This is a genomic window from Gallintestinimicrobium propionicum (assembly GCF_025567525.1).
In the GTDB taxonomy this organism is placed as follows: Bacteria; Bacillota; Clostridia; order Lachnospirales; family Lachnospiraceae; genus Gallintestinimicrobium; species Gallintestinimicrobium propionicum.
The window spans coordinates 34520-49414 of the sequence record NZ_JAOQJY010000014.1; the positions used below are offsets into that span (position 1 = coordinate 34520).

Genomic DNA, 14895 nt, shown 5'->3' on the forward strand with positions numbered 1-14895 from the left:
TCGCTGGGGATCAGTTCCGGGGGAATTCTCCGGTTTCTGGACCGGATGGAGGAAAAGAACATCGAGCTGCACAGCTTTATGGTGGTGCGGCATGGGAAATGTGCGGCAAAGGGTTGGTGGAAGCCGTATGCACCGGAGCTTGCGCACCCGCTGTATTCCTTTGGCAAAACCCTGACGGCAACGGCAATCGGTTTTGCACGACAGGAAAAAATCCTGTCACTGGAGGAGCGGTTAGTGGATCTTTTTCCGGAGCTTCTTCCGAAGGAGCCGTCAGAAAATCTGCAGAAGGTCACCCTCTGGCATCTCCTGACCATGAGCTGCGGACATGAGACGGAAATTGATATGGAATCCCCCGACTGGATTCGGGAGTTTTTACAGCATCCGTTTTTACATGAGCCGGGAACATTTTATAAATACAATACGGCGGGCACAAACATGCTGGCGGCTGTGTTGAAGAGAAAAACAGGCTGCGATGTGACGGAATTTTTAAAGCCCCGTCTGCTGGAGCCCCTGGGCATTACTTCCTTGACCTGTTCGAAGTGTCAGGGACCGGAAGCAGTGGAAATGGCTGGCGGCGGTATGCGGATGACGACGGAGGACATGGCGCGTTTTATTTATTTTGTGTTAAACCGTGGACGCTGGGAAGGCAGGCAGCTGCTGGAAGAGGAATGGTTTGACCTTGCCTGCACCAAGCAGATCGAGACTGCCGGAGACGCGGAAGGACACGCCAAAGAATGGGCTTACGGCTACGGATTCCAGTGCTGGATGTGCAGGACACCCGGATCCTTCCGTGCGGATGGCGCCTTCGGACAGTTCGGCGTTGTGCTGCCTGATAAGGATTTGTTTGTGATCCTGACGACGGGAACCTATCAGACCCAGGACGAGCTGGATGGAATTTTTGAAGAAATCGTTCCGACCCTGACAGACAGTGCACAGGATGCGTCGGCGGCAGCAGACGTGCTGAAAGAGCGTACCGGACAGCTGACAATCAAAGCGGGCGCTTTGTCCGAAAAAATCCACCACATTGCGATCATCGGAAGCGATTATGAGCGCTCCAGACATTTTTATGTGGATCTGCTCGGCTTTACGGTGATCCGGGAAAACCACCGGAAAGACAAAGCAGACTGCAAGATCGATCTGAAATGCGGAGAGCAGGAGATCGAGCTGTTTATCAAGCCGGATGCACCCAAGCGTCCGAGTTATCCGGAGGCACAGGGACTTCGGCATCTCGCATTTTTTGTGGAGAGCGTGGAGAATACGGTTGTGCGGTTAAACAGCCTCGGAATTGTGACAGAGCCGATCCGTACCGATGAGTTTACCGGAAAACCGATGACATTTTTTGCAGATCCCGACGGACTTCCGTTGGAAATTCACGAATAAACTTTCGAAACAATACACCCTACGAATCAAAAGCTCCTGTGCAGGAATATGCACAGGAGCTTTTTGAAGTGAATTTTGGTGATTTAATTTTCCAGCTTCGAGATATCGGTTCCGAAGTATTTTTCCGACAATGCGGTCAGCTCGCCGGATTCGTCCAGCTTTGCGAGAGCGTCGTTGATGGCTGCAAGCAGCGTCTTTGTATCGTCGCCCTTGCGGACGGGGATTGCAACCTTTTCTACCTCGTCGGACAAAGCGGCGATTTTGATATTTGCATCAGGATGTGCCTTTAAGTAGTCATAATAGGTCACTTCTGTGTTGAGGGTTGCATCGATTCGGTTGGAAAGTAAAAGCTCGATGGTCTGATTCAGGTCATCGACGCCCTTTACCTCTGCACCGTATTTTTCCGCAAGGGTTGCATAGGTACTGCTGATGGTGTTTGCAGTGTGTTTTCCCTTTAAATCCTCCATGGAATGAATTTCATCGTAGTCGCTGCGGACGATGACAGCAGTTTTATTATAGGCATAAGGTACGGAAAAATCGTATTTTTCCTGACGCTCCGGTGTAACACCTACGCCGTTTACCATGATGTCGTAGCGGCCGTCGTCCAGGCCGGCGAGCAGACCGTCCCATTCGCCCTCGACGAAGTTGACATCGACGCCGAGCTCATTTGCGATCAGCTTTGCAACCTCTACGTCGTAGCCCACCAGCTCGTCGTTTTCATCGTGATAGGTCCAGGGGGCCCAGGTACCCTCCATGGCAACCGTGATGCTGCCCCGTGCCTGGATCTGGTCTAACAGGTCTTTGCCTGCTGTGTTGGAGACAGCTGCTGCAGTGTTGTCAGAACCGCAGCCGGTTAAAGCAGCCGCTGCCAGCATAGAGCCGGAAAGCAGCAGTGCAATAGATTTTTTGAAAGTCATAAAAAATAACTCCTTTCTGATATTCTTGCCAGCGGCAGCCGGACAGGTAAAGCGCCGGATTACTGCTGGTCAAAAGACTGTAAAAATGCTTTGGTACGTTCTTCTTTCGGATTTGCAAAAAACTCCTTCGAGGATCCCTGTTCCACGATACGCCCGTTTTCCATCAGGATGACCTTGTTGGAAACATTTTTGGCAAAGCTCATTTCGTGTGTGACGACGATCATCGTCATTCCCTCGTTTGCCAAGGAACGCATGACGGAAAGGACCTCACCGGTCAGCTCCGGGTCGAGGGCCGAAGTCGGTTCATCGAAATAGATGATTTCCGGTTGGGCGGCAATGGCACGCGCGATTGCGACACGCTGCTGCTGACCGCCGGAAAGCTGTGCCGGATAAGCGTCGCTGCGGTCGGCAAGCCCGACCTTTTCCAACGCCTTCATAGCGATTTCACGTGCCTGCTCTTTGGGCATTTTGCGGCCGACAATCAGTCCCTCTGTGACGTTTTTGAGGGCGGTTTTGTTGGCAAATAAGTTATAGCTCTGGAACACGAAGGCAGTCTTTTTGCGGAGCCGGGCGATGTCCTTTTTGGAAATTTTATTCATCGCAAAGGTTTCCTGGTCAAAGACCATCGTGCCCTCGTCGGCGTGCTCCAGATAATTCAGGCAGCGCAGCAGTGTGGTTTTGCCAGAACCGCTCGGACCGATGATGGCGATAACATCTCCCTGTTTTACGTCCAGATCGATTCCGCCTAAGACAGGAGTGCTGCCAAAGGATTTATGAATATTTCGGATTTCCAGCATAGGTCAGACTCCTTTCTGTCCGTAGGAACCGAGTTTTTTCTCACCGACAGCCTGAAGCTTTGTCAGGACGGTGGAGAAGATCAGGTAGATCAGACCGACTTCGAGATACAGAAGAAGCGGCTCGTAGGTACGGGCAACGATTCGCTGGGTTACCATGAACATTTCCGTTACGGTGATGTTGGCTGCCAGAGAGGTATCCTTGACCATGGAGATCAGGGAGTTGGACAGCGGCGGAAATGCGGTACGCATCGCCTGGGGGAGCACGATGCGGAAAATGGTCTGTAAATAGGAAAGTCCTGCACAAAGACCGGCTTCCAGCTGGCCCTTCGGAACGGATTCCAGTGCCGCCCGGATGGTTTCTGCACAGTAAGCGCCTTCATTTAAAGAAAAGACGATGACTGCAGCGGGAAACGGATCCAGGACGATGCCGACTCTGGACAGACCGAAGAACACGACGAACAGCTGTACCAAAAGCGGCGTTCCACGGAAAATCCAGATATAAAAGCGGGCGATCTGCTTGAGTCCCTGAATATTTGCAAACTGCACGAGGGCCGCAACCACCGCGATCACCAGCGCCAGCGAAAAGGAAATAATTGTCAGCGGGATGGTTGCCGTCAGGCCCGGGAGCAGGATTTTGGGAAAAGAGTCTAAAAATAGCTGCCATAATCGACTGCTGAACATGATAAGTATCCTCCTTATTCTGCCTTCGGGGCATAGTTTTCCAGCGCACTTAAGATCGGACGGGAAAGTCGGTCGGAAGGCTTTTTAGGGCTGTCGCTTTTTTCAGACGAATCTTCTTCCTTCTCAATAATATCCCGGATTGCCTGCATCTGCTCGTCGAGGACAGCGCTTAAGCGTGCGCATTCGCTCAGCTGGTAGGAGGTCTGCTCCATTAACTCGGGTGACAGGTCTTTTTTATAGCGGAGCTGGTGTTCGAGATTTGCCCAGAACTCCATGGCAATCGTGCGCAGCTGTACCTCCGCTTTCATGATTTTTTTCTCATTCTGTAAAAAGATCGGCACCTCGATAATCAGATGCAGGCTGCGATAACCGTTTTTCTTCGGATTTTTGATGTAATCCTTGCGCTCGATCAGCGTGATATCGTCCTGCTGCAACAGGCAGTCAGCGAGCATGTAAATATCGTCCACAAAGGAGCAGACGACACGGATGCCTGCGATGTCGAAGATGTTGTTTTCAATTGCCTCGAGGGTAAAGGGTAGCTTTTTTCGAAGCATTTTGTCCAGAATGCTGTCGGGGGACTTTAAGCGGCTCTGGATGCTGTCGATGGGGTTGCGGTCGTGCTGGAGGGAAAAGCGTTCGTTTAATACGCGAAATTTCGTTTCAATCTCCATAATCGCGCAGCGATAGCAGGACATCAGATCCCGCGTGGAGCTGGAAAGCTCCTGAAACGCGCGGATCGAGTGGTCAGCAAGGGCGTTGCGCATTCTTTCCTGAAGGTTCTGGAAAGGGTCTTTTTTGGTATCCATTGGTTGAAAGTTCCTTTCTTAACGGTGGTGGCGGTATCAGATCTCTCCGATCAGGTAGTCCTGTCTGCCGTCGCGCAGGAACACGGGGAGCGTATCCATCGGCGCATCCGCCATGATCCACTGACCGCCCTCATAAACTACTCCGGTGCGGGCATCTGTCCAGGATATGCCGGCAGGAAGATAAACTTGTCTGTCTACTGCATGCTCATGGCAGATCGGTGCGACTAAAAGATCAGATCCAAACAGGTAGGAATCCTTGATGTCCCAGCAGATCGGATCGGACGGGAATTCATAAAACAGAGCACGGAGCACCGGATGACCGTTTTCGTGTGCCTGCTGCATGAGGCTTCTCGTATAGTCTCGCATCAGCTCACGGACATGGATGAATTTTGTCATGATCTGATAAGCCTCTTCGCCATAGCTCCATACCTCGTTATCGGTTCCGGTTCCCTCGCGAAGCTCGCCCGCCTTGTTATAAATTGGGGTATAGGGCTGGCGGCTGCCATGCAGACGCATAACAGGACAGAAGGTACCGAACTGGAACCAGCGGATCAGCAGTTCTTTAAAATCGGGATCTGCAGCAACGCCGTTATGGAAACCGCCGATATCGGTTGTCCACCACGGAATGCCGGAAAGTCCCATATGGATTCCGGCACAGATCTGCTTGCGGAAGTCCTCATAAGTTGACATAATATCTCCGGACCAGACCAGAGCACCGTAACGCTGGCTGCCTGCCCATGCGCAGCGGATCAGATTGACGATGTCGTCCTGACCGTTTTCCTTTTGCCCCTCGTAGAAAAGCCGCGCGTATTCTCTGGGATAGATATTGCCGGTTTCCAGTACCGTACCGGAATAGTAACGGTAGTTTTCAAAATCGTAGGACGTATACTCCGGCTCTGCAACGTCCAGCCAGAATGTGCGAATGCCGAGGTCCGCATAGTTTTGTTTGCATTTTTCCCAGACATAGCGGCGTGTTTTGGGATTGGTTGCGTCCATAAAGGCATTATTGCCGTGGAAGATCATCTGGACATCGACGCCGGAGTTGGATTTTACCAGCATATTCTGCTGCTTCATCTCTTCGTAGTTTTCACTGCGAAAATCTACGGCAGGCCAGATAGAAACCATGGTTTCTACGCCAAGCTCCTGCAGCTCCTTTATCATGGCAGCAGGATCCGGGAAGAATTCTTCATCGAAACGCCAGTCACCACAGTAGGGCCAGTGATAGAAGTCGATCACGATGACGTCCAGGGGGATATTCCGTTTCTTGTATTCACGGGCAATGGAAAGCACCTGCTCCTGATTATAGTAGCGCAGCTTGCACTGCCAGAAGCCAAGACCGTATTCGGGCATCATGGGAGATTTTCCGGTTACGTTGGCATAAGCTTCTTCTATTTCAGCAGGAGTGTCGCCTGCAGTGATCCAGTAGTCCAGCTGTTTACAGGAGCGGGCGGTCCACTGTGTCGTATTCGTGCCGAAATGGACATCTCCCACAGCGGCATTATTCCATAAGAAGCCATAACCGAGACTGGAAACGTAAAAGGGGATGCTCGCCTGTGAGTTGCGGTGGGCAAGCTCCAGATTACAGCCTTTTAAATTGAGGGTTTCCTGCTGATACTGTCCCATACCGTAGATTTTTTCTGATGGGTTGGAGAGAAAGGATGCGGTCAGGAAAAAAGAGTCACCGGGCAGGGACTGAAAGCGACGTGCCTTTAAAAACAGGGCACCGCCGTTTGGAATTTCCTGCAGCAGAAGCTCGCCCTTTTGATTATAATAGGAAATCTGCAGCTCATCGCCCCAGTCCTGCATGGAAAGCACAGCGTGGATTTTGCCGTTGGTAATTACAGCCTGACGTTCCCCGAGTTCGATAACAGGCTCACTTTTTGTCGGAGAAAGAAGTGCCGGACTGTTGTCTGAAAGCTCGTTAAACAATGCCGCCCGCGTGCGCAGGCTGTCTTCTCCCCAAGGGGAAACCATGACGGTTTCTCCATTTAAGCGAAAGATCAGACTGTCATTTTGACGTTCAAAATACTGCATTTTGTAACCTCCTTGGTGTTTCGTTTGGTACCTCCTTTTAGCATACTACGATATTGAAAAAACTGCAAAATATCTTTGACAAAATAGGGGAATAATGCTATGATAGCTCCAGAATCAATTTGAGCTTAGAACTGACTGTACTGAAAAGTCGTCCTTTTCTTTATGGTGGCTTGCGGACAGTCTTTTTTTACGGATAGATTTCGTAAGTCAGCGCGCAGCGGCGTCTCCAATTGATCCAAATTATTCAGGAGGTACTTGAAAATGAACACAGGTGTAGTTAAGTGGTTTAATTCCAGCAAAGGCTATGGCTTCATCACCAACGATGCAAACGGCGAGGACGTATTCGTACACTTCTCCGCTATCCAGGTAGATGGCTTCAAAACTCTGGAAGAAGGCCAGAAGGTAACTTTCGATGTAGAAAGCGATCCTAAGGATTCCAGAAAGCTGAGAGCGGTTAACGTTCACATCGCATAAGGATGACTAAAAGAGCCCCGCATATGCGGGGCTTTTTTTAGCAGTGGAGATATCAATGCATCGCAAAATCTTACAGAAAGGAATCGGAAGTTGGGCACAAAAAAGGTAACAGTCGGTATTCTGGCACATGTGGATGCCGGAAAGACCACACTGGCAGAAGCAATTTTATATCGGACCGGTACACTGCGGCGACTGGGCAGGGTGGACCATCAGGATGCCTTTCTGGATACGGACGCGATGGAGCGGGCCCGGGGTATTACGATTTTTTCAAAACAGGCGAAGTTTGTACTGGGCGATTTTGACGTGACGCTTCTGGATACGCCCGGACATGTGGATTTTTCTGCAGAGATGGAGCGGACCCTGCAGGTGCTGGATTATGCGGTGCTGGTCATCAGCGGCGCGGACGGGGTGCAGGGACATGTGGAGACACTCTGGCGGCTGCTTTCCCGTTATCAGATCCCCACCGTTTTGTTTATCAACAAGATGGACCAGGAAGGGACAGATGAGGCAGAACTTCTTTTGCAGCTGCAAAAACAGCTGAACGAGCACTGCATCAAAGTGTGCAGTATGCCGCAGCAGCCAGATAGCGCAGATACAGCACCCGGCATCAGGCCTTTTGGCACAGGTACAAACGCAGTGTCCGCCATGCGCGCAAACGCTTCGGACAGCCTGCAGCCATGTGAAGCACCGGTTCCTGTCCCGGATTTCTGGGAAAATGTCGCCATGTGTCAGGAAGACCTTTTGGAACGCTATCTCGATGGCGATACGCTGATCTGGGAGGATGCAGCACTTCTGGTAAAGGAAAGAAAGCTATTTCCGTGTTTTTTTGGATCGGCACTAAAAGTCTGTGGCGTGGATGCGCTATTGTCCGGGCTGTCGAAGCTGATGAAAGAGCCGGAATACACAGAGAAGTTTGGAGCACGTGTTTTTAAGATCACGAGGGACGAAACCGGAAAGCGTCTGACGCATATGAAGCTGACCGGAGGAAGTCTTTTTACGCGGCAGAGCCTGAGGGGACAAACTGCTGATGGACAGGAATGGGAAGAAAAAGCCGACCAGATCCGGATTTATAACGGAAGTGGCTATGAACAGGTACAGCAGGCGGCCGCAGGAGAAATCTGCAGCGTGACAGGACTGTCAAAAACCTATGCAGGAGAAGGGCTTGGGGCGCAAACGGAACCGGTGCTGCCGCTGCTGGAGCCGGTATTAACCTATCAGATCGAGCTGCCGCCGGACTGCGATGCGCATACGATGCTCAGAAATCTTCGGCAGTTAGAGGAAGAGGAACCGGAGCTTTCGATTGTCTGGGAGGAAGCCTCCTCTGAGATCTGCGCACAGGTCATGGGCGAAGTGCAGATGGAAATCCTGAAAAACCAGATCAGAGAGCGCTTCGGCGTGCCGGTTTCCTTCGGACAGGGCAGCATTGTATACCGGGAAACCATCGCAGCGCCCGTCGAGGGCGTCGGACATTTTGAGCCCCTTCGGCACTATGCGGAGGTTCATCTTTTGCTGGAACCCCTGGAACGCGGCATGGGACTGCAGTTTGAATCAGCTGTCAGCGAGGATGTGCTGGACCGTAACTGGCAGAGGCTGGTGCTGACCCATCTGGAAGAAAAACGCCATAAAGGTGTTTTATGCGGCGCAGAGATCACGGATATGAAGATTACGCTGGTAAATGGCAGGGCGCATATCAAGCACACCGAGGGCGGCGATTTTCGTCAGGCGACCTACCGGGCACTCCGACAGGGACTGATGCGAGCACAAAACGTACTTTTAGAGCCTGTTTACAGCTTTCGGCTGGAAATCCCACAGGAGCAGATCGGACGGGCGATGACGGATATTCAGCGGATGAACGGTACCTTCGAGCCGCCGCAGACGGAAGGGGAATTTGCGATTCTGTGCGGAAGCGCGCCGGTTGCATGTATGCGGGGCTATCAGCAGGAGGTTACCTCCTACAGCCGAGGCCGTGGAAAGCTGTTCTGTACGCTGCAGGGCTATGCTGCGTGCCATAACGCAGAGGAAGTGATGGCGGCAGCCGGCTATGATCCGGAAGCAGACCTGGAAAATCCTCCTTCCTCCGTTTTTTGTGCACACGGAGCCGGATTTGTGGTACCATGGGATCAGGTGGAGGATTATATGCACCTTGAAGCAGTTGCGCTGCCGTCTGAAAAAGGCAGTGCAGACGAAAAAGAAGCGTCCGGGATAGCGCAGAGCAGCCGCGCAGAATATTTTGTCCGTGAAAGAAAAGAGACGCCGGAAACCTTTGTCAGCGAAGAAGAGCTGGAAGAAATTTTCAAGCGCACCTATTATCAGAACAGCGAGCCGAAGAGCAAAAAGGGCTATCAGAAGCGCTGCAGGGAAGAAGCGCCCGCACGGCGCCTGATGGAACGCTCCCGTGCGGCAGAGGCGGATCGGAGCAAGCCGCGGGAACGCTATCTTTTGGTTGACGGCTATAATATCATTTTTTCCTGGGAAATGCTGCGCGAGCTTTCGAAGGTTAATATCGAAAGCGCCAGGAACCTCCTGATGGATGTTCTGTGCGATTACCAGGGCTTTAACGGCTGCACGCTGATCCTCGTCTTCGACGCTTACCGTGTGGAAGGCGGGCAGGAACGCGTTTTCAATTATCATAATATTCACGTCGTCTTTACGAAGGAAGCGGAGACGGCTGACCAATATATCGAAAAAACCGTCCACAAAATCGGGAAAAAAGCAGATGTGACGGTAGCGACCTCCGATGCGCTGGAGCAGGTCATCATTTACGGACAGGGCGCGCGCAGGATGGCGGCGCGGGAGCTTTTGGAGGAAGTCGAGCTGACCCGCGAAAAGGTGCTGGAACGGATTGAAAAAAGACCGGGCAGCACGCAGAAACAACTTACGGAAAACGACCATAATTACCTGTTTGACCATTTGCCGGAGGAGTTGGTCTCTTATATGGAAGAGGTCAGGCTGGGCAAACGGGAATTATAGGGAGTTTATAAAAAAGGGAAAAAGGAAAGGGAAACAAGAAAGGGGAAACACAATGGACATGTTTTTCACACAGCGAAAGCTGGAAGGAAGAATCCGGGAGCTGGGAGAATACCGTTACCGGGACGTCAGAAATTTTGAATCGTTTCTGGCAAAAGAAGACAAAAGCGGCCTGGTAAATCCGGATGTGCCTACAGATTTTACCGGCTGGGACAGGATCTGTACCGGCTCTGACTGGAAGGGCAGGGATTTATATCTCTGGCTGCATGGGGAGATGAAGGTGCCGGCAGAATGGGAAGGAAAGCGCGCGGTAGGCGTGTTTGACTTCGGTATGACAGGCGGCGGCAACAACAGCGGGTTTGAATCACTGCTGTTTGTAAACGGCGAACAGTATCAGGCGGTTGATGCCAATCATAAGGAAGTATTTTTCAGACCTGAGATCTGTGGAAATGAGGTCAGCCTGACCTTCCGCCTCTGGTCCGGTCTGGAAGGCGGCGGACTGCCCAGAGAGGTGGAGCATCGCTTAAAGAGCGCATTTTTAGGCTATCTGGATGAAAAGACAGACGACCTGTATTATCTTGGCCTGATGGTCTGGAAGACAATTGAAGAGCTTTCCGAGAACGATCCGGTTCGCCATAACCTGCAGGCAGCCCTTGACCGTGCATTTTTAAAGATTGACTGGTCTTATCCGGGCAGCGATGACTTCTATGCATCTGTTGCGGAAGCAGACGACTGCTTAAACGCAGCAATTGACGCGATGGACAAGCACTCCGATATCCATGTATACACAGTTGGACATACCCATATTGATACTGCATGGCTCTGGAGACTCAAAAACACCAGAGAAAAGTGCGGCAGATCCTTTACAACCGTCATGCGCCTGATGGAGATGTTCCCGGAATATGATTTCCTGCAGACACAGCCCCAGCTCTATGAGTGGGTAAAGGAAGATTATCCGGAGCTGTACAGCCAGATCAGAGACCGCGTGGCAGAGGGCCGCTGGGAAGCGGACGGTGCAATGTGGGTTGAGGCAGACTGTAATCTGACAAGCGGTGAGTCTCTGACCCGTCAGATCTTAATCGGCAGCAAATTCATCAAGGATGAATTCGGCAAGGAAGTAGAATTTCTGTGGCTGCCGGATGTATTCGGCTATTCCTGGGCACTCCCCCAGATCCTGAAAAAAGCCGGCATCGACATGTTTATGACGACAAAAATCAGCTGGAACCAGTACAACCGTATGCCGCATGATACGTTTTACTGGAAAGGCATCGACGGCAGCAAAGTGCTGACCCACTTTATTACGACGCCGGAGCCCGGGAGAGAAAGAGACAGCTGGTTCTATACCTATAACGGACTGATTGAGCCCCGTACCGTCAAGGGTATCTGGGACGGATACAGCGAAAAGGAAATGAATCATGACCTGCTGCTTTCCTATGGTTACGGAGATGGCGGCGGCGGTGTCAACCGTGATATGCTGGAGCAGCGCCGCAGACTGGATAAGATTCCGGGACTGCCGCATGTGGAGACGACTACCGCAGGCAAATATTTCCGTAAGCTGAAGGAAACGGTTGCAAAGACAGACCGCTATGTCAATACCTGGGATGGCGAGCTGTATCTGGAATATCACCGCGGTACCTATACCAGCCATGCGCATAACAAACGCATGAACCGTAAGATGGAGCTGTTATATCGTGAGGCAGAGTATTTTACCGTACTGCGTGCATTGCTTGGTAATGATCTGTCCCTGGCGGAGCAGGAAAAGCTGACAGCCGGCTGGAAACATATCCTGACCAACCAGTTCCATGACATTATCCCCGGCTCCTCGATCTTCGAAGTATATGAGGATTCCAAAAAAGATTACGAATGGATCGCAACACAGGGCGAAGAGGTGGAAGCAGGCTTTATTGCAGACGCCGTAACAGAAGAAGCCTCTGTTTATACCGTTTTTAACAGCAACAGCTTTGTAAGAAAAGGCGGCTCGGTTCTGTTGCTCGGTGCTGCAGGAAACAGCGCTTATTTGGAGGACGGCACGGCATTAAAGAGTCAGGAAACAGAAGGCGGACTTCTTGTGGAAATCCCGGAGGTTCCCGCAATGGGCACCGCTGCGGTTGTCCTGAAAAAAGCACCTGCTGCAGAGAATACGGCATTTACCGTAGACGGACATAAGGTTGAAACTCCGTTTTATCTGGTTGAGTTTAATGAAGCCGGTCAGATTTCCAGACTGTATGATAAAGAAAATGACCGTGAGGTGCTTGCACCCGGACAGTGCGGCAACGTTTTGCAGGTATTTGAAGATAAGCCGATGGGCAATGACGCATGGGATATCGAGATCTACTATCAGGAAAAGATGCGTGTCATTGATGGACTGACCTGTTTTGAAGTCAAAGAGTGCGGATCGGTTCGTCTGGTGCTTCACATGGGATGGAAGTATATGAATTCCACCATTGACCAGGATGTTATCCTGTATGCAGATGACCGCAGAATTGATTTCGTGACGGATGCAGACTGCCATGAGCGCCATCAGCTGTTGAAGGCTGCATTCCCGGTTGACATCCGCACCACTTACGGAACGTTCGATGTACAGTATGGTAATGTACGTCGTTCTAATAACTGGAATACAAGCTGGGATCAGGCGAAGTTCGAGAGCGTTGCACATCGTTTCGCAGATCTTTCCGAATACGGCTATGGCGTCAGCCTGTTAAATGACTGCAAGTACGGTCATGATGTAAAGGATAATGTACTGCGCATCACTCTGATCAAGACAGCAACCTATCCGGATCACAGCCAGGATCAGGGCGAGCATCACTTCACTTATGCGTTGCTGCCTCATACCGGAGACTTTATTGCAGGCCGCACCGTACAGGAAGCGAGCGATTTGAACTGGCCGATGCACAGCGTTGCAGGCAGCGTAAAACTTCCGTTTGCAGGTTCTTTTGTAGGCTTTGACAAAGAGTGCGTTGAACTGGATGCTGTCAAGAAGACAGAGGATGGAAAATATATTGCAGTCCGGTTCCACGACTTTACCGGCGGAACGAACAAGCTGACCATAACGCCCGGTTTTGTGTGGAAGCGCTACTGCGAATGCGACTTAAGAGAGCGTCCGCAGGGCGACTTTAAAGAAAACGGTATGATTCAGAGGACCGTAAAGCCTTATGAAATCGTGACGCTGCTGTTTGAAGTATAAAAATGTGAGTTCTGAAATTTTACGGATTTATATAAAATTCGGTACTTGTTTTTTTAGGTGGCTCTGATAAAATCACATACAGAAATGCCCGGTGCTTTACAGGAAACTTGGCACCGGGCTTTCTTATCGTATAGGAAACTTCGTTTCCATACGATAAGAAACGCTCTACGCGGATCGCACGCGAAAAATGCCGTGCCGGGCGCAGCTTGTATTCGCGCGGTGCGCTACCGCGTAAGGTTCCACAGAGAAACCGACAGAAAGGTGTACACTCATGTTGACGAAAATTTTGGACAAAAAACTTGGAAGCTCGATTTTTACAGGACGTCAGATCATTTCGATGCTGATGCCGCTGATCATGGATTCGTTTTTCGTTTTCGGTATCGGTGTACTGACAACTGCGATGATCAGCTCCTCCAGTCAGGAGTCGGTAGCGGCCATCAGCCTGGTCGGGCCGCTCTATATGATGGTATATGCCATCAACAATGCCATTTCTGCCGGTGGTACCGTTGTGGTTGCAATGTTTAAGGGAAAAGGGGAAACCGAGCGGGTAAAAGAGGCAGCAGGTCAGCTGATCGTGGGACTGCCGCTTTGTTCTCTTGCTGCATGTATCCTTCTTGTGCTCTGTGCAGATCCGCTGATCCGTTTCCTGTTTCATGGAATGGAGGAAACGATTCTCGTAAAGGCAGAGCATTATCTGATCGGGGTTGCGATCTCGGCGGTATTTTTATCTGTCTACATGAGTGGATTTGCGGTATTCCGTGGACTGGGAGAGACGAAAAAATGTCTGCACCTGTCGATTTTGATTAATGTCCTGCATTTTGCGGCAAGCTTTGTATTTATCAATATTTTGAAGCTGGATATCATGGGAAGCGCACTTTCTTTGAATCTGGCGCGTCTGGTGGGCGGCATGGCTGCAGTCCTGATGCTGATATCCAAAAAAAGTTCGATTGAGATCCGTCCGAGGCACGTTTTTCGAATCGACTGGCGTATTCAGAAAGAAATCTTTCGGATCGGCATCCCCTGTGGAATGGAGCAGCTGTTTATGAACGGAGGCGCGATGCTGGTTCAGGTTTACATTGCAAAATTGGGAACGGCGAGCGTTGCGGCAAATGCCGTGTCCAACTCGATCTTTTCTGTTTTGTATGCGGCACCGTCCGCAGTGGCGACGCTGGCTGTGACGATAGTTGGTCAGTGTATCGGTGCAGGAGAGAAAAAGCTGGCGCGCCGTTACGGCAGATCCATGGTTTGGCTGTGTACTGTTCTGGTGTTATTGTCACTGGCGATCGGAATGCCGTGTATTCCGCTTCTGTTAAAGCTTTATCAGGCGCAGGCAGAAACGGTTCCGATGATTTACCGGGTACTGATCATTGCGGCAGTCAGCATGCCGTTTTTCTGGGGGGCATCCAGTGTGCTTCCTTCTGTCATGCGTTCGGCGGGTGATGCGTCCTACGCGTCCTACTTTTCTCTTGTTACGATGTGGGTGGTTCGTGTCGGACTGGGCTACCTGATGGCGATCCCGATGGGACTGGGTCTGGAGGGCGTCTGGATAGCGATGTGTACCGAATGGGCGGTCAAAACAGTTGCCTTTGGTCTGCGCTTTCGCGGAGAAAAATGGCTTGCTCATTCCGACCGGATGGATAAGATGTGATGCAACA

Annotated in this window: 10 protein-coding genes and 1 pseudogene; 6 read left to right on the forward strand and 5 right to left on the reverse strand. The window is 51.1% G+C overall.

All coding sequences use genetic code 11. The features are described from left to right. Positions 1-45: 45 nt before the first annotated feature. A pseudogene (locus tag OCV62_RS18495) lies at positions 46-861 on the forward strand (serine hydrolase domain-containing protein); the annotation flags it as partial. A 141-nt stretch (positions 862-1002) separates the two neighbouring features. Next, positions 1003-1380 (forward strand): SMU1112c/YaeR family gloxylase I-like metalloprotein, encoded by a 378-nt coding sequence (gloA2, locus tag OCV62_RS18500; protein ID WP_262586800.1) that lies wholly within the window; start codon positions 1003-1005, stop codon positions 1378-1380. Positions 1381-1463: 83 nt separating this feature from the next. Here the strand turns inward: gloA2 and OCV62_RS11185 are convergent, their stop codons facing one another. The 5 genes from OCV62_RS11185 to OCV62_RS11205 are packed head-to-tail and all read right to left on the reverse strand — an operon-like array spanning position 1464 to position 6615. Next, positions 1464-2297 (reverse strand): transporter substrate-binding domain-containing protein, encoded by an 834-nt coding sequence (locus tag OCV62_RS11185; RefSeq protein ID WP_262586722.1) that lies wholly within the window; start codon positions 2295-2297, stop codon positions 1464-1466. Positions 2298-2356: 59 nt separating this feature from the next. Next, positions 2357-3094 (reverse strand): amino acid ABC transporter ATP-binding protein, encoded by a 738-nt coding sequence (locus OCV62_RS11190; RefSeq protein ID WP_262586724.1) that lies wholly within the window; start codon positions 3092-3094, stop codon positions 2357-2359. 3 nt (positions 3095-3097) lie between these two features. After that, positions 3098-3775 carry an amino acid ABC transporter permease gene (locus OCV62_RS11195; protein WP_021914701.1) on the reverse strand — a complete coding sequence of 226 codons (678 nt, stop codon included), beginning with the start codon at positions 3773-3775 and terminating at the stop codon, positions 3098-3100. A gap of 14 nt (positions 3776-3789) precedes the next feature. Beyond that, entirely contained in the window at positions 3790-4581 is a 792-nt protein-coding gene (locus OCV62_RS11200; protein ID WP_021914702.1) for a GTP pyrophosphokinase, read from the reverse strand. A gap of 36 nt (positions 4582-4617) precedes the next feature. Then, on the reverse strand, positions 4618-6615 hold the full coding sequence (locus tag OCV62_RS11205) for a glycoside hydrolase family 31 protein (protein ID WP_262586726.1): 1998 nt from the start codon (positions 6613-6615) through the stop codon (positions 4618-4620). Positions 6616-6876: 261 nt separating this feature from the next. Here OCV62_RS11205 and OCV62_RS11210 point away from each other — a divergent pair, with 261 nt between their 5' ends. The 4 genes from OCV62_RS11210 (at position 6877) to OCV62_RS11225 (ending at position 14888) form a co-directional block, all read left to right on the forward strand. Further along, the gene (locus OCV62_RS11210) at positions 6877-7089 is read left to right on the forward strand and encodes a cold-shock protein (protein WP_021914222.1); all 213 of its coding nucleotides are present in this window, start codon (positions 6877-6879) and stop codon (positions 7087-7089) included. A 90-nt stretch (positions 7090-7179) separates the two neighbouring features. Then, a complete protein-coding gene (locus tag OCV62_RS11215) occupies positions 7180-10059 on the forward strand; it encodes a translation factor GTPase family protein (RefSeq protein WP_262586729.1) in 2880 nt (959 codons plus the stop codon). Positions 10060-10117: 58 nt separating this feature from the next. Beyond that, entirely contained in the window at positions 10118-13240 is a 3123-nt protein-coding gene (locus tag OCV62_RS11220; protein WP_262586731.1) for an alpha-mannosidase, read from the forward strand. Between the two features lie 271 nt (positions 13241-13511). Continuing rightward, a complete protein-coding gene (locus OCV62_RS11225; RefSeq protein WP_262586733.1) occupies positions 13512-14888 on the forward strand; it encodes an MATE family efflux transporter in 1377 nt (458 codons plus the stop codon). Positions 14889-14895: the final 7 nt, after the last annotated feature.

What these genes read in the sequence shown, in the direction of transcription:
- OCV62_RS11190 (WP_262586724.1), bottom strand. Translation starts at nt 3,094, where the DNA reads ATGCTGGAAATCCGAAATATTCATAAATCCTTTGGCAGCACTCCTGTC.
- OCV62_RS11200 (WP_021914702.1), bottom strand. Translation starts at nt 4,581, where the DNA reads ATGGATACCAAAAAAGACCCTTTCCAGAACCTTCAGGAAAGAATGCGC.
- OCV62_RS11220 (WP_262586731.1), top strand. Translation starts at nt 10,118, where the DNA reads ATGTTTTTCACACAGCGAAAGCTGGAAGGAAGAATCCGGGAGCTGGGA.
- OCV62_RS11225 (WP_262586733.1), top strand. Translation starts at nt 13,512, where the DNA reads ATGTTGACGAAAATTTTGGACAAAAAACTTGGAAGCTCGATTTTTACA.
- OCV62_RS11210 (WP_021914222.1), top strand. Translation starts at nt 6,877, where the DNA reads ATGAACACAGGTGTAGTTAAGTGGTTTAATTCCAGCAAAGGCTATGGC.
- OCV62_RS11195 (WP_021914701.1), bottom strand. Translation starts at nt 3,775, where the DNA reads ATGTTCAGCAGTCGATTATGGCAGCTATTTTTAGACTCTTTTCCCAAA.
- OCV62_RS11185 (WP_262586722.1), bottom strand. Translation starts at nt 2,297, where the DNA reads ATGACTTTCAAAAAATCTATTGCACTGCTGCTTTCCGGCTCTATGCTG.
- OCV62_RS11205 (WP_262586726.1), bottom strand. Translation starts at nt 6,615, where the DNA reads ATGCAGTATTTTGAACGTCAAAATGACAGTCTGATCTTTCGCTTAAAT.